Here is an 18,895-nt window from a genome sequence, read left to right as displayed (position 1 = left end):
TATCTTTGAACTACATCAGAGGGAGACGGATGCGATGCTCAATGAGTTCAAGGCCTTTATCGCCCGCGGCAATGTCATGGATCTTGCAGTCGGCGTCATCATCGGCGGGGCCTTCGGCGGCATCGTCAAATCGCTGGTCGACGACCTGATCATGCCGATCGTCGGCGCCATTTTCGGCGGCTTCGATTTTTCGAACTATTTCCTGCCGCTTTCGTCGGCCGTCAACGCCCCGACGCTTGCCGCCGCTCGCGCGCAAGGGGCGGTCTTTGCCTATGGCAGCTTCCTTACCGTACTCATCAACTTTCTCATTCTCGCCTGGATCATTTTTCTGATGGTCAAGGGCGTCAACACCCTGCGTGCTCAGGTCGAGCGGCAGGAAAAGACCGCACCGGAAGAGCTGCCGCCGCCGCCTGCGGACGTTCAGCTGCTGACCGAGATCCGCGATCTCCTCGCCAAGCGCCCGACGGCCTGATCGGGGCTGGAGGCTGCCCTCACCCTAACCGACCGGGGTCGAGCCACTGGTCTCGACCCGTCCGTCGGACTCCCCGTGAAAAACGGGGAGAGGGGACGTGCCCGCGCGAGGTTGATGAGAACGGAGAGGTCGCGGCATACCCCTTCGACCCGCAAGCGGGAAGAAGGTGCCGGCAGGCGAATGAGGGGCAAGCATCAATCTCCCCAGGGAATTTTTTACCGCCGGCCCGGCCCGGCCATTCATCACGAAAATCAATATGCCATCACTGGATATCATGGGATTTGCCGACGCAAATCCACTATGAATGCGGAAACCGGAGATGTGCATGTCTATCGTGAAGAGCCTCAGCCCGCGCGCCATGGCGGCGCCAGAAAGCGGGATCGTCGAAGTCGTCAACTATGCCCGTGGCCGTGAAGGCCTGTTGCCGCTCTGGGTGGGTGAAGGCGACCTGCCGACGCCGGATTTCATCAGCCGGGCGGCGATGGACGCGCTTGCCGCTGGCGAAACCTTTTACACCTGGCAGCGCGGCATTCCGGAGCTTCGTCAGGCGCTTTCGGATTATTACTTGAGACATTTCGGAATCCGGCTTCCGATCGAGCATTTCTATGTCACCGGTTCCGGCATGCAGGCGATCCAGATCGCCGTGCAGACGCTGACCTCGCCTGGTGACGAGCTGGTTTACCTCTCGCCTTCCTGGCCGAATATCGCCGCCGCTCTGGAGATAGCAGGTGCACGCTCCGTCGGTGTCGAACTGCAATTCGAAGGCGGTAAATGGGCGGTCGATCTGAACCGCATCGAAGCCGCGATCACCCCGAAGACCAGGGGCATCTTCATCAACACCCCGTCAAACCCGACGGGTTGGACCGCAACCAGCAAGGATCTGGGCGATATCCTGGCGCTGGCCCGCCGGCACGACCTTTGGATCCTGGCCGATGAAATCTACGCCCTCTATTACTTTGCCGGCGGTCGGGCACCCTCGTTCCTCGATGTGATGGAGCCGGACGACAAGATCATCTTCGTCAATTCCTTCTCGAAGAACTGGTCGATGACCGGCTGGCGCGTCGGCTGGATCGTCGCCCCGCCTGAAATGGGCCAGGTCCTCGAAAACCTCATCCAGTATTCCACATCGGGCGTGGCGCAGTTCATGCAAAAGGGCGCCGTCGCCGCCCTGAATGAAGGCGACGATTTCGTCGCCGCCAATATCGCCAAGGCGACCCGCTCCCGCGATATTCTCTGCGACGCGCTTGTCGCCACCAACCGCGTCGAAACGCTGAAACCTGACGGCGCGCTCTACGCCTTCCTCAAGATCGACGGCGTCGCCGACAGCCGTAGGGCGGCACTCGATATCGTCGACAAGACAGGCGTCGGCCTCGCCCCCGGCACCGCGTTCGGGCCTGGCGGCGAACTCTTCCTGCGCGCCTGTTTCCTGCGCGATCCCGCCCAGGTGGCGATCGCGGCCGAGCGTCTCTGCGACTATATCCTCAAGCTCTGAGAAGCGGCTCGGTCGGCGATTTCGTGCCGGAATCGTCCGATCGATAAAACTTGAGCAAAGCCTGAAATCGGCCTCTAACCACAAGTCCAAACATACCGGTTCAAACGGCCTCGAACGGCGGTTCGATAAGAAAATTGGAAGGAAAAACCGGGCCTGATGCCCCTGCTTATCAAACGAAAGCAGGGATGCGGGTCATGGCGGTTTTGGTGACGGGCGGCGCCGGATATATCGGCAGTCACATGGTTTGGGCGCTGCTCGATGCAGGCGAGGATGTGGTCGTGCTCGACCGCCTCTCCACAGGCTTTCGCTGGGCCGTGGCACCGGCGGCGCGCTTCTATCTCGGTGACGTCGCTGATGCCGACATATTGAAGAAGATCTTCATCGAAAACGACATCGAGGCGATCGTCCATTTCGCCGGCTCCGCCGTCGTCCCGGTCTCGGTTGCCGATCCGCTCTCCTATTACGACAACAACTCAGGCAAGACCCGGGCGCTGCTCTCCGCCTCGGTCCAAGCCGGCATCCGAAACTTCGTCTTCTCCTCGACGGCGGCCGTTTACGGTCAGCAAAAGACCGATCTGCCGGTGAAGGAGACGGCCTCCCTCAATCCGGAAAATCCTTACGGCCAGTCGAAGCTGATGACCGAGTTCATGCTGCGCGATGCCGCCGCCGCCTATGATTTCAACTACGTCGCGTTGCGCTACTTCAACGTCGCCGGCGCCGATCCCGACCACCGCGCCGGGCAGTCGACCTCCGGCGCCACCCACCTCATCAAGGTTGCCTGCGAGGCAGCGCTCGGCCGGCGCGACAGCGTCAGCGTCTATGGTATCGATTACCCCACCCATGACGGCACCGGCGTGCGCGACTACATCCATGTCACCGATCTTGTCGATGCCCATCTGAAAGCGCTGCAGCACCTGCGCAGGGACAAGGGCTCGCTCGTTGCCAATTGCGGTTACGGCAGCGGCTATTCCGTGCTCGATGTGCTGAACATGGTCACCCGCCTGCACGGACATTCCTTCAAGATCCACATGGCGCCGCGGCGCGCCGGCGATTCGGCCAGCGTTGTCGCCGACGCCTCGCTCGCCCGGCAGGTGCTCGACTGGAAGCCCAGGCACGATTCGCTCGAAACCATCGTCCAAAGCTCGCTCGATTGGGAAATCTTCCTGTCGAACAGAAACGTCGACGATCTGCACAGCATCCACCGGGCACTCGCAGCCGCTTCGTTCTGAGTGGTATGAAAACTGTCTACCAGCGCCGTGCCTGCATGCCGTCACGTGAATAAGGAATGATCAAGCTTTCTCTGGCTGGCTCCGGCCGACGGAAAAGGGAAGATGAAGAACTTTCTGGCCTCATTGCAGCTGCAAAAAGACAATCCCACGCTTCTGACGGCGCAGTTCCGGGCCCTGTCGTCGCAGATCCCCATTCTCTATATCCTACTGGTCATCAACGCCCTTGCGGTGGCGATAACCCATCTCGAATCCGCGCCACTCTGGCTCTCGCTCTATATTCCCGTCGCCTTGAGCATCGTCTGCGTCTTCCGTCTCTGCTGGTGGGAGACTAGGGGTAAGGAAAACGTCACGCCCGAGCGGGCCTTCAGACTGATGAAGCTCACCATATCGGGCGCCGCCATCCTCGCGATTGCTTTCGGCAGCTGGGCGATCGCGCTTTATCAATATGGCGATGCTTCGCAGCAGGGCCAGATCGCCTACTTCCTCGTCGTCACCGGCATTTCCTGCATATTCTGCCTGATGCATCTGCCGATGGCGGCCGCGCTCACCACTGTGATCACCTTCTCGGCCATGGTCGCGACCTTCATGTTCTCGGGCAATCCCGTATTCGTCGCGACCGCCGTCAGCGGTCTCTTCCTGATCCTGCCCTTCCTCAGGGTGATCAACAGTTATTTCCAGAATTTCGTCGGCCTGGTGCAATTGACCGAGGAACTGAAGCAGAAGCAGGCGGAAGCCGAGGAGCTGAATCTCGTCAACAGCCGCAACGCGCTGCATGACCAGCTGACCGGCCTTGCCAACCGCCGCAGCTTCTTTCTCTCGCTGGAAAAGCGGCTGCAGAAGGATCCGGCCGCGCCGCCCGTCCTTGGCATTCTCGATCTCGACGGTTTCAAGCCGGTCAATGATGTCTTCGGCCATGCCGCCGGCGATCTCGTGCTCAGGGAGACCGCGCGCCGCTTCGTCGCGCTGGTCGGCGAAGAGGGCATCGTCTCCCGTCTCGGCGGCGACGAGTTCGGTATCATCTTCCCCTGTTCGATGACCCGCCAGGCGATTGCCGATCTCGGCCAGGCGCTCTGCGCCGTCGTCCGCGATCCCTACGAAATCCCCGACGGTTCGGTCCGCGTTTTCGGCTCCTGCGGCATCGTCTATCCCGAGATCGGCAGATACACCGCCGAGGATCTCTACGAGAAAGCCGATTTTGCCCTCTACCAGGTCAAGAGCAAGCGCAGCAGCGGCGTCGAATTCTTCTCGGCCGAGCACGAGAAGATCCTGACGCAGCGCCACCTGATCGAACTCGAGCTGCAGGCGAATGATTTTGCCAGCGAATTGAAACTCGAATATCAGCCGATCGTCGAATTGAAGAGCGGCCGCGTCGTCGGTTATGAGGCGCTTGCCCGCTGGGATAGCGCCCGCTTCGGCCGCATCAGTCCAGATGCCTTCATTCCCGCTGCCGAGCGCACGGCGGTCATCGGCCGGATGACCCGCATTCTTTTCGCCAGGGCGCTCGAAGCGCTGGCGATCATTCCACGCCATCTCAGGCTCTCCTTCAATCTCTCGGCGCGCGATATCTGCGACCATGAGACATCGATGGCGCTGCTGGGCATGATCACCCGCTCCGGCATCGATCCCCGGCGCATCGAATTCGAGATCACCGAGACGGCGCTGCTCTCCGATTTCGACACCGCCGACCAAGTCATCTCAATGCTGCGCGCTGCCGGCATCTCGATCGCGCTCGACGATTTCGGCACCGGCTATTCCAGCCTCAGCCATATCCACCGTCTCGGCTTCGACAAGCTGAAGATCGACAAGGCCTTCGTGATGAATTTTGATCGCGACGCCCGTTGCATGAACATCACTCGCTCGGTCGCCAATCTCTGCCAGAATCTCGGCATTGCCTCCGTTGCCGAAGGCGTCGAGAGCGAGGCGATCGCCGAGGGCTTGAAGGCGGCGGGCGTTCGCCTGGCGCAGGGCTATCATTTCTCGCGGCCGCTGCCGCTGGAACTTGCCATCGATTACGCCGCCCGCTGCGAAGCCGCAGCCTCCGCCCGCAATTCGCTGTCTGCCTGAGCCGACTTAAATCGACTGGAGCGATGTCGCATCGTCGTTTATTCATGGCACAGAGCAATTCCAACGCTCTAGCAATGGGGTGAACCATGCAGGACGGCGAAGTCATCATCGAACGGCGGGGCACCGCTGCCATCATCCGGCTCAACCGACCGCGGGCGCTGAACAGCCTGACGCTGCCGATGATCCGCGGGATTACCGAGGCGCTGCACGCTTTCGCCGGCGATTCCGAGGTGGCAAGTGTCGTGGCGATGGGCGAGGGCGAACGCGGTTTCTGCGCCGGCGGCGATATCCGCGCCCTGCATGAAAGCGCCCGCGCCGGCGACGGTCTCGCTGAAGCCTTCTGGCGCGAGGAATTCCGCCTCAACCATATTATTGCTTCCTACCCCAAACCCTATGTCGCATTGATGGACGGCATCACCATGGGCGGCGGCGTCGGCCTGGCGTCGCACGGTCGCCACCGCATCGTCACCGAGCGCACGCGGCTGGCCATGCCCGAAACCGGCATCGGCTATGTCCCGGATGTCGGCGCCACCTGGCTGCTGCCGCGCGCCCCCGGCGAAGCCGGAACATGGCTCGGCCTGACCGGGCTCGATATCGGTGCCGCCGACGCGATCCACGCCGGCCTTGCCGATCTGCAGATCGCGTCGTCGCGGCTCGGCGCGGTGATTGATACTCTGTCCGCCCTGCCGCGCGGCAGTTCATCCAGCGATGTCGATGCGGTGCTGCAGGGACTTTCGGAGCCTCAGGGAGAAAGCCGGCTGCGGCAGAACGCGTCGGTGATCGACCGCGCATTTCGTTTCGCCAGCGTTGAGGAGATCCTGGCAGCACTGGCCGGGGAAGAGGGCGACTTCGCCGCCGAGACGCGCCGGGTGCTGCTGACGCGTTCACCGACCAGTCTGAAGCTCGCTTTGGCGCTGCTGAGAGCCGGCCGCCGCAGCGCCTCGCTTGCCGAATGCCTCGGCCGCGAACTCGGTGCCTGTCTGCAGATGCTTGATAACCCCGATTTCTTCGAGGGCATCCGCGCCGCCGTCATCGACAAGGACCGCAACCCGCAATGGTCGCCGGCGTCAGTCGAGGCCGTGGAGCCCGCAAGGGTCGAGCATTTCCTGAAACCGGCCGAGCCGCCGCTTTCACTCTGAATGCCATCCAGTTATCGCCACATGCCGCGCATGCGGGCGCCGACATCGATGCGCATCTGCCGCACGTGGGCTTGCGCGGCGGTCTCCGATTTCACCTGCGGCCAGCTGCAGGCCTCGAAGAACTGCAGCAGGGTTACCGGAATGAAGCGGCTGCGGGAGGCGTAGACGTGCCGGTCGCCCTGCGCGTTCTGCCCATAGGTGAAGAAGCGTTGCGGCACGACGAGGTCGAGACCGTCCCGGGCGCGGGTCATCGCGACATAGAGCAGCCGGCGTTCCTCCTCGATTTCGGCCGTGGCGCCGACGGCGAGATCGCTCGGAATGCAGCCGTCGACGACATTCAGCATGAAGACTTTCGTCCATTCCTGGCCTTTGGCGGAATGGATCGTGGAAAGGATGAGATAGTCCTCGTCGAGCAGCGGCACGCCGGCCTGGTCGCTGGTCGCATCCGGTGGATCGAGCGTGAGCTCGGTGAGAAAACGCTCGCGCGAGGCATAACCGCCGGCGATCTGCTCGAGCTGCAGCAGATCGGCCTGCCGGGTCGCTGCGTCCTCGTGCAGCCGTTCCAGATGCGGCGCGTACCATTGCCGCGCCAAGCCGATTTCCGCCGGCCAGCCGGCCTTGCCTGATTTCAGCTCCTGCAGCGTCGAAACGAAGGACGTCCAGTCCTCACCGGAGCGCGGCGGCGCCGGCATGGCGGCGAGCGCCGATATCGGGCTCGCATCCTCGGCCATCAGGTCAAGCGCCTTCTGCGCCGTCGACGGCCCGACGCCCGGCAGGATCTGCATCAGCCGGAAGCCCGCCACCCGGTCGCGCGGGTTCTGCGCGAAGCGCAGAGCGGCCAGCATGTCCTTGACATGGGCGCTGTCGAGAAATTTCAGCCCGCCAAACTTGACGAAGGGAATGTTGCGCCGAGTTAGCTCGACCTCCAGCGGCCCGCTATGGTGCGAGGCGCGGAACAGCACGGCCTGCTGCTTCAGCGTCAGGCCTTCCTCGCGGTTGTCGAGCACCATGTCGGCGACATAGCGCGCCTGGTCGGCCTCGTCGCGCACCGAAACCAGACGCGGCCGCTCGGAGGATTGCCGCTCGGTCCACAGGTTCTTGGTGAAGCGCTCCGAGGCGAGATCGATGACAGCGTTGGCTGCCGCAAGTATCGGCTGCGTCGAACGGTAATTGCGGTCGAGGGTGACGATATTGGCGGCCGGGCTGAAGGCGGCGGGAAAATCGAGGATGTTGCGCACCGTCGCGGCACGGAACGAATAGATCGACTGTGCATCGTCGCCGACGACGGTCAGCCCCTGGCCGCCGGGTTTCAGCGCCAGCAGGATCGAGGCCTGCAGCCGGTTGGTGTCCTGATACTCGTCGACCAGCACGTGGTCGAAACGGCTGCCGATATCCTCGGCAATTACGCTCTCGCCGACCATCTGCGCCCAGTAGAGCAGCAGGTCGTCGTAATCGAGCACGTTCTGGCTCTGCTTCGCCTCGACATAACAGGCGAAAAGCTCGCGCAGCTGTTTCTCCCAGGCCGCGCACCAGGGAAAGGCGTCGCGCAGCACCTCGTCCAGCGCGGTTTCCGAATTCACCGCCCGGGAATAAATCGCAAGGCAAGTGCCCTTGGTCGGAAACCGGCTTTCCGTTTTGGAGAAACCGAGATCGTGCCGGATCAGGTTCATCAGATCGGCGCTGTCTTCGCGGTCATGGATGGTGAAATCGGCATCGAGGCCGATCTGTTGGGCATAGTCGCGCAACAGCCGCGCGCCGATGCCGTGGAAGGTGCCGGACCAGGACAGCGCATCGGCCATGACGCCGGCATTCGAGCCCAGCACGTCACGGCAGATGCGCTCGACACGCCGCATCATCTCGGCGGCGGCCCGGCGCGAGAAGGTCATTAGCAGGATGCGGCGCGGATCGGCGCCCTTGACGATCAGATGAGCAACCCGATGCGCCAGCGTATTGGTCTTGCCGGAGCCGGCGCCGGCAATCACCAGCAGCGGCCCGGCAATATGACTGCCGTCGGTGAGCGTGCCGTGCTCGACGGCCATGCGCTGCTGGGGATTGAGCTTTTCGAGATACATCCAGCCGTCCGGTCGGGCTCTCGCAGAATCACTGCGGAAAATTAGATGTTCCTTGAATGTTCGCGATTGCTGCCGCTGTCAAGCCTGCGGCTCCAACGCAACGTCAATCAGGGAAATCCGGTCCGATCACGCGCCGCACCAGCTTCAGGCTGCGGTCGGGCTGAAGAATATAGGTTTCCTCCACGCGCTGGCCCGTCCCGTTGTAGAACTGGTTGTAAACGGCGCTGCCGACCGGCGACTTGGTGAGCTTCGTTCGCGGCTGGCCGCCATAGGTAATGCTGCCGGGAATGGCGTCCAGCGCCGGCGTATCGGCCGAGGAGCAGCCGGCAAGCAAAGCCGCGGCAAACAAGGCGGGCAGAAGCGCTTTCATCGTCATCATCCCTCTTTCGACTGCAGCGAGATATGGAAGCCGCGGCGCCTTTCGCCAAGGGTAGCCCATGCCACCGCGCAAGTATCACTGTCGAGCAGGCTCTTCTTTTCCGGGGGACGCAACGAAATACGTCGCTGCGGCGTTGACAGACATCAACCAACATTAGGAAACGTTCACGGTGCTCGGCTTTCCAGCATTCATAGACCATGAGGAATCCATCCGGCAGGGCCACAGCGATGCGGCGACCCGTGCTTCGGTGGAGAGCGCCCTTCATGCGGCCGGCGATATCGACGCCGGGGAAATCATCGTCGGCATATCCGGCTCATACGTCATCCTGGAAGGTTTCGTGCGCCGACGGGGCGACGTCGAGCGGGCGGTCGAGATCTCCGAGAGCGTCGTCGGCCGAGGCTATGTGCGCAGCCGTCTTCTCCGGCGCTGAAACGCCTGCAAATCAGAAGCTGAGCCGCGACGGTGCTCACCTATATCCTCACCGCACACGAAGGGAACCAAGTGCTCTCCCGCGTGTTGAAATGCCGGATCGAAACGCTGGAGACCCTCATGCAGTCGCTTCCTCGCCTCTCGGCAATCACCTTGATATCAACCGCTGTCTTTGCCGGTTCCGCCTATGCCTCGCTGGAAACCGGCACCAATTATTCCGCACTGCCGAAAGACCAGATTGCCCTCAACGAATATACCGGGCCCGTCGCCTGCACGCCGGCCGAACCGCATTATCTCCCCTCTTTCATCCGCGCGGGCGATGGCACGATCATCGGCGTCGGTTATATCGAGGTCGGGAATGAGGGCGGCGCGGACTGCTGAAAATCCAGTCCTGCTCGGACGAGGCTCGCCTGCGTTCCCGCAGAGGTGACGAGCCTCTGACCATCATCATGATGGCTATGCGTCTTCTATGAAAACACCCGACCCGGGCGCAACGCCCATTGCACCAAAACCCGCCACAGGTTCGCTGCAGGGTTAAGTAAATTAAGCCTTGTACCGTCCTGGCACGTTTCGTTTAGGAAAAAACCGATAGCATCGGCAATGCTGACCGAAATATCAGTTCAACGTGTCAAGCGCCTTTGTGCGTCCTGTCGAACGCGCCGCGCGTTAATGCAGCTTCAGCTTCGCCTCTTCGGCCGCCGCCAGGAATTCGGCTCTCGCCTCTTCCACGCTCTTGCGCCCATCGAGTGCTGCCCGGCAGGTACTGCGCGCCTTGATATAACGGAGACCGCGCAAGTTCGGCCAGAAATCCGCCAGGCATTTCAGCGCATCGAACGGCCCGTTGACCGTTCGCGCGTCGGCATTTTCAAAACCGACCTTGACCGGGCTGTTCCATCTTTCAGTTGCCATCAATGCTCCTCCACGATTGTCGACAGAAACAAAAGATGCAGCGCCTCCATATACCTCCGTGAAGACGCCACCACGATCGCCATTCTAGCGTGATTTTCACGGCCAACAATGGTGAATCGTTTGTTGCTGGCGAGGCGAGATGTCAGCCTGCGGGGAGGGATCGAAGCAATCGAGACAAGGCTGTATGATCGGCTGTTAGGTTTCTGCCCGCCAGGAAAACCGGTGCTATAGAAATGTGGTGGCTTCCTCGAGGGTAGATCGAAGGTAGCCAATTGCATGGCCTCCAGCATTAACGGGGTCGAAAAGATCCATAATAATCCCGTTATGCTCGGCCGGAACCGGATATTTCACACCCCTGTTGGTAACTGGCACCAGGCGAAATTTTCCCTTTACTTCAACCTTTGTATGGGGCTCAACGTTCACGAGTTTCGCTTCATCTAGCGAAATAGTGATCGACGTTTCCGGTATTTCAAAGCTCTTCATTCCCACAGCTGGGTCGTACGGTTTTGAATAGATAAGGGTGTCGATGACAGTCTCTGTGACTTGAAGTTCCAGATGCTCGTCCGCGTGCCGCGCTTGCTGGAGGTAGAGCAAGAGCGGGTCAACTGAACGCTTTTTCTTGATCCGGCCAAACCAAGCCTCGGTCTTGGCCCCATCCTTGGACGCTTGCTGCAAGCGCGTATAAAATCGTTGAAGGTTCGTAAGAATTTCCGACCAAAGTCGATCGGCCTCCGAAAAGCGTGTGCTAGCTTTAAGTTCTGCTAATTTTGCCTGAGCAGCGTTCAATTCATTTTCTGCTCTAAAAAGCAATTCGACCTTCTTGTTGCGCTCCAAGCCCAAATTTCACAGCAACAAAACTACCGATGGCTGACAAAAATAGAAACTCGATTTAAACTGTGTATCACTCACATTTTTCAGGCGATATTTCGGTGGGAACGCCGTGCAAGTTGTCGCCGAAAACGATTATTGCTCTTTGATTGAGGAGCGGCGATGCCAATTGAAAATATAATTTCGGAGAAAGATGATAAGTTTGCAGATGATATAAGGACAATAGTGCATAACGAAGGTATTTTTTCTCCGCGGAGCGTCAATAATTCTTTAGTAAGCGCAGAATAATATTCTATCAAGGATATTTAGCTGTTGCAATTAGGGTAATAATCAAAGGTGGCGGTGCAATATTATTCAGTTTCGTCCGTCTGGTGCGAATGGTTTGGCGCTCTGCTTAAACACTCGTCCATTTGACTAACGTCATGATGTTTATGAAGGATAGCATCAATTTAGATCCAACCGCTGCGGGACTAAGATGTCACAAAACTGGCGATGCCCTAACTGTGGATATTTCTCAACTCTGACAAAAGAAAACCTGCTGATGAGCGATGGTTTTATCAATAGTCGCTCTAAGCACGGCGCTCTTAAAGTCCGTATCACATCAATGAACTGCCCCAATGATGAGTGCCGTGGTCTGACGGTCGATATGCATATTGCTGGCGTAAAAAGTGTAGGTCATGTTGGACCTTCCGGCGGGAGCAGTACCACGGAAATCAATATGGAGGACGTACGGTGGCATAAACGGCTGCTCCCTGAAGCACGAGTCATGCCGCTGCCGGCGTCGGTACCGGATGAAATTCGGATCACCTACGAAGAAGCAGTGTTAATATCGGAAATCAGCGGGCGCGCGGCGGCCGCGATGGCTCGCCGCTGCCTTCAGGGCATCGTTCGCAACTTTTTTAATATTCCTCAAGAGAAAAGAGGAAACTTAGGCGCCGAACTCTCTTTCGTAAAAGATCGCATCGACCCGGACTTGTGGGAAGATATTCAAACATTGCGAAGCGTTGGTGATATTGGCGCTCATATGGATAAGAACGTCGACCAGATTATTGATGTGTCTCCGCAAGAGGCTCGATCGCTAATCGAGCTGATCGAAACGCTTTTTGCGGAGTGGTATGCCGCCAAGGAGAAGCGGGCTAAAAATAAAGAGGCCCTACAGCAAATTTTCAGGGAAAAGCGCCAAGCTCAAAAGGATGCCAAGGAGGCCGGAAAGTCCACCGTTGAAGGCATTGAGGAGTGATATCAACGACGCCGCCAGCTGTCGTGCCGACCATGGAGGTTGAGTGAGCTGTAGGTGAATGATTTACGAAAGAAAACTGGTGCTGCCGAGTGGGATTGAACCACCGACCTCACCCTTACCAAGGGTGTGCTCTACCACTGAGCTACGGCAGCAGGACCAGGACCCGTGCGAGCCGTGGCTCAAATCGCGGGAACGGGGCGGCTATTGCCACAGCTTGGCGGCAAGCGCAAGCAGCAAATTCCAACTTTGCGTGGATTGGGATGCAAGGGCCTTTTGGATCGGCGCGAATTCGGCTAATCCTGTCACATGAACGACAAGACCGAAACCGGCCAGCAGAGCCGCAAGCAAGCGATCGAGACGCAGGCGAAACTGCGCCGCGAGCGCGCCGCCGAGAAGCTCAGGGAAAATCTTTCGAAACGCAAACAGCAGGTGCGCGCCCGCCGTTCCGGGCAAGCTGACGAAACAAATGGACTGCCTGCCGCAAAAATGGACGAATCGTAATGTTCCGTCCGCGGCGAATTGAAGCGTCGCGAAAAATCCCTTAAACACCCCACTCCTATCCCAAGGCAGTACTTTCAGGAAAGGCGGGCGCGGCCCGTAAGCGCACATGGATCGTATCAGAATCGTTGGCGGTAATGAGCTGAATGGCATCATTCCGATTTCCGGCGCCAAGAATGCGGCACTGCCGCTGATGATCGCCTCGCTTCTGACCAGCGATACGCTGACGCTCGAAAACGTGCCGCATCTGGCCGATGTCGAACTGCTGATGCGCATCCTCGGCAATCACGGCGTCGATGTCGCCGTCAATGGCCGCCGCGAGCGCCAGGAAGATTCCTATTCGCGCACCATCCATTTCACCTGCCGCACCATCGTCGATACCACGGCATCCTATGAACTGGTCTCGAAGATGCGTGCCTCTTTCTGGGTCATTGGCCCGCTGCTGGCGCGTGAAGGCCATTGCCGTGTGTCGCTGCCGGGCGGCTGTGCCATCGGCACGCGCCCCGTCGATCTTTTCATCGACGGCCTGACCGCGCTCGGTGCGTCCATGGAGATCGAGGCCGGCTATATAAACGCCAAGGCGCCGAATGGCGGCCTGATCGGCGCGCGCTACACCTTCCCGAAGGTCTCGGTCGGCGCTACCCATGTGATGATGATGGCGGCAACGCTTGCTCGCGGCACCACCGTCATCGGCAATGCCGCCCGCGAGCCTGAGGTCGTCGATCTCGCCAACTGCCTGAACGCCATGGGCGCCAAGATCACCGGCGCCGGGACTGCGACGATCACCATCGAAGGCGTCACCTCGCTCTCCGGCGCCCGCCACCGGGTGCTGCCGGATCGTATCGAGACCGGCACCTATGCCATGGCCGTCGCCATGGCCGGCGGTGACGTCGTGCTCGAAAATACCGATATGGCGCTGCTCGAAACCGCGCTGGAAACGCTGCGACGCGCCGGCGCGGACATCTCATCGACCAACAACGGCATGCGCATCAAGCGCAACGGCGCCGGCATTAGGCCGGTCGATATCGTCACCGATCCCTTCCCGGGTTTCCCCACAGATCTGCAGGCGCAGTTCATGGCGCTGATGACCCGATCGTCCGGCGTCTCGCATGTCACCGAGACCATCTTCGAAAACCGCTTCATGCATGTGCAGGAGCTTGCCCGCCTCGGCGCCAGGATCACGCTGTCCGGCCAGACGGCGAAGATCGAGGGTGTCCAGCGCCTGCGCGGCGCGCCCGTCATGGCGACCGATCTGCGCGCCTCCGTCTCACTCGTCATCGCCGGCCTTGCCGCCGAGGGTGAAACCACGGTCTCTCGCGTCTATCACCTCGACCGCGGTTTCGAGCGGCTGGAGGAGAAGCTGACCCGCTGCGGCGCCGTCGTCGAGCGCATCAGCGAGTAAGCCGCCCTTATCCCGGTTGCGTAATTGCCCGCAGCGTCTTATTTCCCTTGTCTACGCATCGCCATTCCGGCGGTGCCTGCTGGGGTAAGACTGAATGACCGACCTGAAGCTTGTTGCGCTCGATGACGAGGACCTCGCGATCATTTCCGCGCATATGCAGGACAGCGTCTTCAAAGTCGGCGACATCGACTGGTCGCCGCGCGACGCGCAGTTCGCCCTTGCCGTCAATCGTTTCGTCTGGGAAGGTGCCGAGCGCAAGCGCAAGGGGTTCGAGCGCCGCCGGGCTGCCCTGGTGTTCAAGCGGGTGCTGGCCGTTCGCTCGCTCGGCATCGATCGTGGCAAACGCGACGAAGTGCTGTCTTTGCTGGCGTTGCGTTTCGATAAGACGGGCGACGGACCAGAGGGTACGATCGAGCTGTCGCTGTCCGGCACCGCCTCGATTGCGCTCGATGTCGAATGCATCGAGGTGCAGCTCGCTGATATCGGCGGTGCCTGGGAGGCTTCGTCAAAGCCTCGTCATCTCTGACGTCGCTGACGCCTCTGACGCTTGCAGTTTGAACATCGCAGTTTCGAGTTGAGAAGGAATATCGGCCTTGGCAATCTGGCTGGATCAGGCATCGGAAGGTTTCGAGCAGCTTTTCGCCGCCTTTCTGACGACGAAGCGTGAAGTCTCCGAGGATGTGAACATCGTCGTTCGCGCCATCATCGATGATGTCAGGGCGCGCGGCGATGTGGCGCTGGCCGAATACTCGCAGAAGTTCGACGGCATCGATTTCGCCACTGTTCCGATGCGTGTCACGCCTGAGGAGTTCGACGCCGCCGTCGAGGCGGTGCCGTCTGAGGTGCTGGGTGCACTGAAGCTCGCGGCACTGCGCATCGAATCCCATCATCGCCGGCAGCTGCCGAAGGACGATATCTACGAGGACGACCTCGGCGTCGGTCTCGGCTCGCGCTGGACGGCGATCGAAGCGGTCGGGCTCTATGTTCCGGGCGGCACTGCGAGTTATCCGAGTTCGGTGCTGATGAATGCCGTGCCGGCCAAGGTCGCCGGCGTCGATCGTATCGTCATCGCCGTTCCTGCCACCGGCGGCACGGTCAATCCGGCGGTACTTGCCGCCGCCAAGCTTGTCGGTGTGACCGAAGTTTATCGTGTCGGCGGCGCCCAGGCGATCGCGGCTCTGGCCTATGGGACCGAGACCATCGCCCCGGTCGCCAAGATCACCGGCCCCGGCAATGCCTACGTCGCAGCTGCCAAGCGCCATGTCTTCGGCACCGTCGGTATCGATATGATCGCCGGCCCCTCCGAGGTGCTGGTGATTGCCGACAAGGACAATAATCCGGATTGGATCGCCGCCGACCTCCTGGCGCAGGCCGAGCACGATGTCAGCGCCCAGGCGATCCTGATCACCGACGATGCCGACTTCGGCAAGGCGGTGGAGCAGGCGGTCGAACGTCAGCTGATGACGCTGAACCGCGCCGAGACGGCGGCGGCAAGCTGGCGCGATTTCGGTGCGGTCATCCTCGTTGCCGATCTGAAACAGGCCATTCCCCTGGCGAACCGCATCGCTGCCGAGCATCTCGAACTCGCCGTCGCCGATCCGGACCGGCTGCTCGACGGCATTCGCAATGCCGGCGCGATTTTCATCGGCGCCCATACGCCCGAGGTGATCGGCGATTATGTCGGCGGTTCGAACCATGTGCTGCCGACGGCGCGCTCGGCGCGCTTCTCCTCCGGCCTTTCGGTGCTCGATTTCGTCAAACGCACCTCGATCCTGCGTCTCGGCCCGCAGCAGCTGCGCACCCTCGGCCCGGCGGCGATCGCCCTTGCCGTCTCCGAAGGCCTCGATGCCCATGCGCGATCGGTCGCGATCCGCCTCAACCTCGAAAGGTGAGGGCATGGCGAAGGGCGATTTCCGGCTTTGCGACGTCGTCCTTGACGATACGATCGGCCGTTCGACGCCCGATGTCGAGCATGAACGCGCCGTCGCCATCTTCGACCTGATCGAGGAGAACAGTTTTGCCCCGCTCGGCCATTCCGGCGGGCCCTATCGGCTGAACATCTCGTTGGTCGATTCGAAACTGGTTTTCGCCGTCACCACCGAAGAAGGGGGCGCCGTCGCCACCCATATCCTGTCGCTCACGCCCTTCCGGCGAATCGTCAAGGATTACTTCATGATCTGCGAGAGCTATTACGAAGCGATCCGTTCATCGACGCCGAGCCGCATCGAGGCGATCGACATGGGCCGGCGCGGCATCCACAATGAAGGTTCGCAGACGCTGAAGGATAGGCTGACCGGCAAGATAGAGGTCGATTTCGACACCGCCCGGCGCCTGTTCACCCTGGTCTGTGTGCTCTACTGGCGCGGATGACGGCAATGGATCGCGCCGCCGATATCGAGGAGGGAAAGAGGCCGGGCGCCATCCTCTTCATGTGCGGGATGAATTCCATCCGCTCGCCAATGGCCGAAGCGATCGCCCGTAGTATCCTGCCCGGTAATACCTATATCAGGTCGGCCGGTGTGCGCGCCGGCGAGCGCGATCCTTTCGTCGATGTCGTGCTTGAGGAGATCGGGCTTTCCCTCGGGCGCCGCCTGCCGCAGACTCTGGAAGAGCTCGAAGACGATTATTTCGATCTGATCATCACGCTGTCGCCGCCGGCCCATCATGCCGCGCTCGAGCTGACGCGGTCGAATGCAATCGATGTCGTCTATTGGCCGACCATGGATCCGACGGTTGTCAGCGGAACGCGCGAGCAGATTCTGGAGAGCTACCGCGAGGTCCGCGATCACTTGGCCGGTCTCATCGAAAGCCGGCTGCTCAAACGAAATGGCATTGCCGCGCAAACGGCATGAAAACAAATAAAGGAAAGGCCGTTCAACAAGGTTCACAAACCTGCGTTGATTGTGTAGTTTCCGCCCAAATTTTAAAGGCGCGCGCTGCGCTGCCTATTCAACCCACAGGAAGAAAACACTTATATGCCGAAAGAAGAAGTCCTCGAATTCCCCGGTATCGTCACCGAACTTCTGCCGAATGCGACGTTCCGCGTGAAGCTCGAAAACGAACACGAGATCATCGCCCATACTGCCGGCCGCATGCGCAAGAACCGCATCCGCGTTCTCGCCGGCGACAAGGTGCTTGTGGAAATGACGCCCTACGATCTGACCAAGGGCCGCATCACCTACCGTTTCAAGTAAATTTGCCAAAGGTCTTGCAAGGGGTTTTCCCCCGTATGCCGATGGTCGAGGTTCCATGGCGCTGAAATACAAGCTCATTCTGGCCTCGGGCTCGCCCCGTCGCGTCGACCTGCTCAACCAGGCCGGCATCGAGCCCGCGCGCCTGATGCCGATGGATATCGACGAGGCGCCGAAGAAGTCGGAGCATCCGCGTTCGCTCGCCCGTAGGCTTTCGGCCGAGAAGGCCGAGGCAGCACTCGCCGCCATCAAGGGCGATATCACCTGGAAGGGCAGCTATATCCTCGCTGCCGATACGGTAGTCGCCGTCGGCCGGCGCATTCTCGGCAAGGCCGAGTTTGCCGACGAGGCGTTGAGTTCGCTGCATCTCTTGTCGGGACGCAACCATCTCGTCTATACCGGCGTTTGCCTGGTGACGCCGGATCGCAAGATCCGTCAGAAGATCGTCGAGACCAAGGTGCGTTTCAAGCGTCTCTCCGGTTTCGAGATCGAGAACTACCTGGCCTCCGGCCAGTGGCGCGGCAAGGCAGGCGCCTACGGCATCCAGGGCCTTGCCGGCACTTTCGTGCAGAAGATGGTGGGCTCCTACACCAATGTCGTCGGCCTGCCGCTTTATGAAACCATTGTGCTTCTGACCGGCGAAGGCTTCGATGTGCATAGCCGGTGGCCCGAGGGCTAAAGCCCGCGGCCAATTCCTGAATTAGGACGGACCGATCATGCCCGAAGACAACAAAGCCGCCGCCAAGGTCGAACCGCTGCGCAAGGCGCGCCCTTGCCCCGAATGCGGCAAACCCTCCCACCGCGAACATTACCCCTTCTGCTCCAATCGCTGCCGCGAGGTCGATCTTTCCCGCTGGCTGACCGGCGCCTATGCCATTCCCGTTGCCGATGACGAGTCCAAGGCCGATTATCCCGATGAGGAAAACTAGGGAATTCCGTCGGCGAAGCTCTTATTTTTCCTCATGAATCGGCAAAACCGGCAAGACCGTCAAAAAAGAGTCATTTGACCGCTTGCCATGGCCGAACAAGATGCTATAACCCCGCTCGCTTCCGGGGTGAACCAAGGCCCCGCGGTTCTTTTTCTAAAAAAGGTCCATCGGAAGCTGGTTAGCCCAGGTAGCTCAGTTGGTAGAGCAGCGGATTGAAAATCCGCGTGTCACTGGTTCGATTCCGGTCCTGGGCACCACTCAATCCGCTAGAAATCTCCATGCACAGCATTGGATAGCGGGCCAGTAGGCAGTCAACAAACCACCTCTGCTGACAGCTTAGTGCCGCCCTTTCGATGTCTTCGCCAGCATCTCGCTCAGCGTTGCCGCCGAGAGCATGGCTCCGGCCAAAAGCTTCTTGAGCTTCTGGTTCTCTTCCTCCAGCGCTCTCACCCTTCTGGCATCGAGACCGATATTTCCGAACTGCAGGGATTGCCATCGATAGAAGGTCGGCTCGCTGATGCCGTGCTTGTGGCAAACATCTGCCACCGTCACTCCGGACTGGTGCTCCTTCAGAATGACCGTAATCTGGTTGTCGTCGAATTTTCTCTTGCCCATCACCGCT

General features: G+C 60.3%; 22 protein-coding genes and 2 tRNA genes. 18 read left to right on the top strand and 6 right to left on the bottom strand.

The window, feature by feature from the left end; translation table 11 throughout:
• Window positions 1-34: 34 nt before the first annotated feature.
• The 5 genes from mscL to RCCGE510_RS21525 all read left to right on the top strand — a co-directional run bounded on the left by mscL (window position 35) and on the right by RCCGE510_RS21525 (window position 6,396).
• Window positions 35-472, top strand: coding sequence for a large conductance mechanosensitive channel protein MscL (mscL, locus tag RCCGE510_RS21545; protein ID WP_007633490.1), 438 nt, complete (start codon window positions 35-37; stop codon window positions 470-472).
• Between the two features lie 325 nt (window positions 473-797).
• A complete protein-coding gene (locus tag RCCGE510_RS21540; RefSeq protein ID WP_007633488.1) occupies window positions 798-1,964 on the top strand; it encodes a pyridoxal phosphate-dependent aminotransferase in 1,167 nt (388 codons plus the stop codon).
• 194 nt (window positions 1,965-2,158) lie between these two features.
• Complete coding sequence (galE, locus tag RCCGE510_RS21535) at window positions 2,159-3,193, top strand: UDP-glucose 4-epimerase GalE (protein ID WP_007633487.1); 1,035 nt, start codon at window positions 2,159-2,161, stop codon at window positions 3,191-3,193.
• A gap of 102 nt (window positions 3,194-3,295) precedes the next feature.
• Window positions 3,296-5,257: an EAL domain-containing protein gene (locus RCCGE510_RS21530; RefSeq protein ID WP_007633486.1), complete on the top strand. Its 1,962-nt coding sequence runs from the start codon at window positions 3,296-3,298 to the stop codon at window positions 5,255-5,257.
• 86 nt (window positions 5,258-5,343) lie between these two features.
• On the top strand, window positions 5,344-6,396 hold the full coding sequence (locus RCCGE510_RS21525; RefSeq protein ID WP_007633485.1) for an enoyl-CoA hydratase/isomerase family protein: 1,053 nt from the start codon (window positions 5,344-5,346) through the stop codon (window positions 6,394-6,396).
• An 11-nt stretch (window positions 6,397-6,407) separates the two neighbouring features.
• On the opposite strand, the gene RCCGE510_RS21520 is transcribed toward RCCGE510_RS21525, so the two are convergent.
• Window positions 6,408-8,468 carry an ATP-dependent helicase gene (locus RCCGE510_RS21520; protein ID WP_007633484.1) on the bottom strand — a complete coding sequence of 687 codons (2,061 nt, stop codon included), beginning with the start codon at window positions 8,466-8,468 and terminating at the stop codon, window positions 6,408-6,410.
• A 103-nt stretch (window positions 8,469-8,571) separates the two neighbouring features.
• Window positions 8,572-8,838 carry a hypothetical protein gene (locus tag RCCGE510_RS21515; protein ID WP_007633483.1) on the bottom strand — a complete coding sequence of 89 codons (267 nt, stop codon included), beginning with the start codon at window positions 8,836-8,838 and terminating at the stop codon, window positions 8,572-8,574.
• A 178-nt stretch (window positions 8,839-9,016) separates the two neighbouring features.
• Between RCCGE510_RS21515 and RCCGE510_RS21510 the strand changes: the two genes are divergently transcribed.
• Window positions 9,017-9,277, top strand: a complete 261-nt coding sequence (locus RCCGE510_RS21510) for a BON domain-containing protein (protein WP_007633482.1) — start codon at window positions 9,017-9,019, stop codon at window positions 9,275-9,277.
• Between the two features lie 119 nt (window positions 9,278-9,396).
• The gene (locus tag RCCGE510_RS21505) at window positions 9,397-9,657 is read left to right on the top strand and encodes a hypothetical protein (RefSeq protein ID WP_037079524.1); all 261 of its coding nucleotides are present in this window, start codon (window positions 9,397-9,399) and stop codon (window positions 9,655-9,657) included.
• A gap of 285 nt (window positions 9,658-9,942) precedes the next feature.
• Here RCCGE510_RS21505 and RCCGE510_RS21500 read toward each other — a convergent pair whose 3' ends face one another.
• Window positions 9,943-10,185, bottom strand: a complete 243-nt coding sequence (locus RCCGE510_RS21500) for a DUF982 domain-containing protein (protein ID WP_007633480.1) — start codon at window positions 10,183-10,185, stop codon at window positions 9,943-9,945.
• A gap of 225 nt (window positions 10,186-10,410) precedes the next feature.
• Entirely contained in the window at window positions 10,411-11,019 is a 609-nt protein-coding gene (locus RCCGE510_RS21495; protein ID WP_007633479.1) for a hypothetical protein, read from the bottom strand.
• A gap of 535 nt (window positions 11,020-11,554) precedes the next feature.
• On the opposite strand from RCCGE510_RS21495, the gene RCCGE510_RS21490 reads away from it, so the two are divergent.
• Window positions 11,555-12,253 (top strand): DUF4145 domain-containing protein, encoded by a 699-nt coding sequence (locus tag RCCGE510_RS21490; RefSeq protein ID WP_157179928.1) that lies wholly within the window; start codon window positions 11,555-11,557, stop codon window positions 12,251-12,253.
• Window positions 12,254-12,330: 77 nt separating this feature from the next.
• Here RCCGE510_RS21490 and RCCGE510_RS21485 read toward each other — a convergent pair.
• Window positions 12,331-12,405 (bottom strand) — tRNA-Thr (locus RCCGE510_RS21485).
• Between the two features lie 154 nt (window positions 12,406-12,559).
• Between RCCGE510_RS21485 and RCCGE510_RS21480 the strand changes: the two genes are divergently transcribed.
• The 10 genes from RCCGE510_RS21480 to RCCGE510_RS21435 all read left to right on the top strand — a co-directional run bounded on the left by RCCGE510_RS21480 (window position 12,560) and on the right by RCCGE510_RS21435 (window position 18,530).
• The gene (locus RCCGE510_RS21480) at window positions 12,560-12,754 is read left to right on the top strand and encodes a hypothetical protein (protein WP_007633474.1); all 195 of its coding nucleotides are present in this window, start codon (window positions 12,560-12,562) and stop codon (window positions 12,752-12,754) included.
• Between the two features lie 106 nt (window positions 12,755-12,860).
• The gene (gene murA / locus RCCGE510_RS21475; RefSeq protein ID WP_007633472.1) at window positions 12,861-14,153 is read left to right on the top strand and encodes a UDP-N-acetylglucosamine 1-carboxyvinyltransferase; all 1,293 of its coding nucleotides are present in this window, start codon (window positions 12,861-12,863) and stop codon (window positions 14,151-14,153) included.
• 94 nt (window positions 14,154-14,247) lie between these two features.
• Complete coding sequence (locus RCCGE510_RS21470) at window positions 14,248-14,679, top strand: DUF2948 family protein (protein ID WP_007633470.1); 432 nt, start codon at window positions 14,248-14,250, stop codon at window positions 14,677-14,679.
• Window positions 14,680-14,746: 67 nt separating this feature from the next.
• Window positions 14,747-16,045, top strand: coding sequence for a histidinol dehydrogenase (gene hisD / locus RCCGE510_RS21465; protein ID WP_007633463.1), 1,299 nt, complete (start codon window positions 14,747-14,749; stop codon window positions 16,043-16,045).
• 4 nt (window positions 16,046-16,049) lie between these two features.
• Entirely contained in the window at window positions 16,050-16,523 is a 474-nt protein-coding gene (locus RCCGE510_RS21460; RefSeq protein ID WP_007633461.1) for a UPF0262 family protein, read from the top strand.
• Entirely contained in the window at window positions 16,520-17,005 is a 486-nt protein-coding gene (locus tag RCCGE510_RS21455) for a low molecular weight phosphatase family protein (protein ID WP_192815335.1), read from the top strand. Before RCCGE510_RS21460 ends, RCCGE510_RS21455 begins: the two co-directional genes overlap by 4 nt.
• 123 nt (window positions 17,006-17,128) lie before the next feature.
• Window positions 17,129-17,347, top strand: a complete 219-nt coding sequence (infA, locus tag RCCGE510_RS21450) for a translation initiation factor IF-1 (RefSeq protein WP_003545338.1) — start codon at window positions 17,129-17,131, stop codon at window positions 17,345-17,347.
• A 55-nt stretch (window positions 17,348-17,402) separates the two neighbouring features.
• On the top strand, window positions 17,403-18,023 hold the full coding sequence (locus tag RCCGE510_RS21445) for a Maf-like protein (RefSeq protein WP_007633452.1): 621 nt from the start codon (window positions 17,403-17,405) through the stop codon (window positions 18,021-18,023).
• A gap of 37 nt (window positions 18,024-18,060) precedes the next feature.
• Window positions 18,061-18,273, top strand: coding sequence for a DNA gyrase inhibitor YacG (yacG, locus tag RCCGE510_RS21440; RefSeq protein WP_007633450.1), 213 nt, complete (start codon window positions 18,061-18,063; stop codon window positions 18,271-18,273).
• Window positions 18,274-18,454: 181 nt separating this feature from the next.
• Window positions 18,455-18,530 (top strand) — tRNA-Phe (locus RCCGE510_RS21435).
• A gap of 79 nt (window positions 18,531-18,609) precedes the next feature.
• Here RCCGE510_RS21435 and RCCGE510_RS21430 read toward each other — a convergent pair.
• Window positions 18,610-18,888 (bottom strand): transposase, encoded by a 279-nt coding sequence (locus tag RCCGE510_RS21430; protein WP_007633448.1) that lies wholly within the window; start codon window positions 18,886-18,888, stop codon window positions 18,610-18,612.
• Between the last annotated feature and the right edge of the window lie 7 nt (window positions 18,889-18,895).

Origin of the sequence: Rhizobium sp. CCGE 510 (assembly GCF_000292525.1) — a bacterium.
In the GTDB taxonomy this organism is placed as follows: Bacteria; Pseudomonadota; Alphaproteobacteria; order Rhizobiales; family Rhizobiaceae; genus Rhizobium.
This window is presented reverse-complemented; position numbering and strand designations above follow the sequence as displayed.

Excerpts from the sequence above, each read along its gene's own strand:
- mscL (WP_007633490.1), top strand. The coding sequence starts at position 35 with ATGCTCAATGAGTTCAAGGCCTTTATCGCCCGCGGCAATGTCATGGAT.
- RCCGE510_RS21540 (WP_007633488.1), top strand. The coding sequence starts at position 798 with ATGTCTATCGTGAAGAGCCTCAGCCCGCGCGCCATGGCGGCGCCAGAA.
- galE (WP_007633487.1), top strand. The coding sequence starts at position 2,159 with ATGGCGGTTTTGGTGACGGGCGGCGCCGGATATATCGGCAGTCACATG.
- RCCGE510_RS21530 (WP_007633486.1), top strand. The coding sequence starts at position 3,296 with ATGAAGAACTTTCTGGCCTCATTGCAGCTGCAAAAAGACAATCCCACG.
- RCCGE510_RS21525 (WP_007633485.1), top strand. The coding sequence starts at position 5,344 with ATGCAGGACGGCGAAGTCATCATCGAACGGCGGGGCACCGCTGCCATC.
- RCCGE510_RS21520 (WP_007633484.1), bottom strand. The coding sequence starts at position 8,468 with ATGTATCTCGAAAAGCTCAATCCCCAGCAGCGCATGGCCGTCGAGCAC.
- RCCGE510_RS21515 (WP_007633483.1), bottom strand. The coding sequence starts at position 8,838 with ATGAAAGCGCTTCTGCCCGCCTTGTTTGCCGCGGCTTTGCTTGCCGGC.
- RCCGE510_RS21505 (WP_037079524.1), top strand. The coding sequence starts at position 9,397 with ATGCAGTCGCTTCCTCGCCTCTCGGCAATCACCTTGATATCAACCGCT.
- RCCGE510_RS21500 (WP_007633480.1), bottom strand. The coding sequence starts at position 10,185 with ATGGCAACTGAAAGATGGAACAGCCCGGTCAAGGTCGGTTTTGAAAAT.
- RCCGE510_RS21490 (WP_157179928.1), top strand. The coding sequence starts at position 11,555 with ATGAGCGATGGTTTTATCAATAGTCGCTCTAAGCACGGCGCTCTTAAA.
- RCCGE510_RS21480 (WP_007633474.1), top strand. The coding sequence starts at position 12,560 with ATGAACGACAAGACCGAAACCGGCCAGCAGAGCCGCAAGCAAGCGATC.
- murA (WP_007633472.1), top strand. The coding sequence starts at position 12,861 with ATGGATCGTATCAGAATCGTTGGCGGTAATGAGCTGAATGGCATCATT.
- RCCGE510_RS21470 (WP_007633470.1), top strand. The coding sequence starts at position 14,248 with ATGACCGACCTGAAGCTTGTTGCGCTCGATGACGAGGACCTCGCGATC.
- RCCGE510_RS21460 (WP_007633461.1), top strand. The coding sequence starts at position 16,050 with ATGGCGAAGGGCGATTTCCGGCTTTGCGACGTCGTCCTTGACGATACG.
- RCCGE510_RS21455 (WP_192815335.1), top strand. The coding sequence starts at position 16,520 with ATGACGGCAATGGATCGCGCCGCCGATATCGAGGAGGGAAAGAGGCCG.
- infA (WP_003545338.1), top strand. The coding sequence starts at position 17,129 with ATGCCGAAAGAAGAAGTCCTCGAATTCCCCGGTATCGTCACCGAACTT.
- RCCGE510_RS21445 (WP_007633452.1), top strand. The coding sequence starts at position 17,403 with ATGGCGCTGAAATACAAGCTCATTCTGGCCTCGGGCTCGCCCCGTCGC.
- yacG (WP_007633450.1), top strand. The coding sequence starts at position 18,061 with ATGCCCGAAGACAACAAAGCCGCCGCCAAGGTCGAACCGCTGCGCAAG.
- RCCGE510_RS21430 (WP_007633448.1), bottom strand. The coding sequence starts at position 18,888 with ATGGGCAAGAGAAAATTCGACGACAACCAGATTACGGTCATTCTGAAG.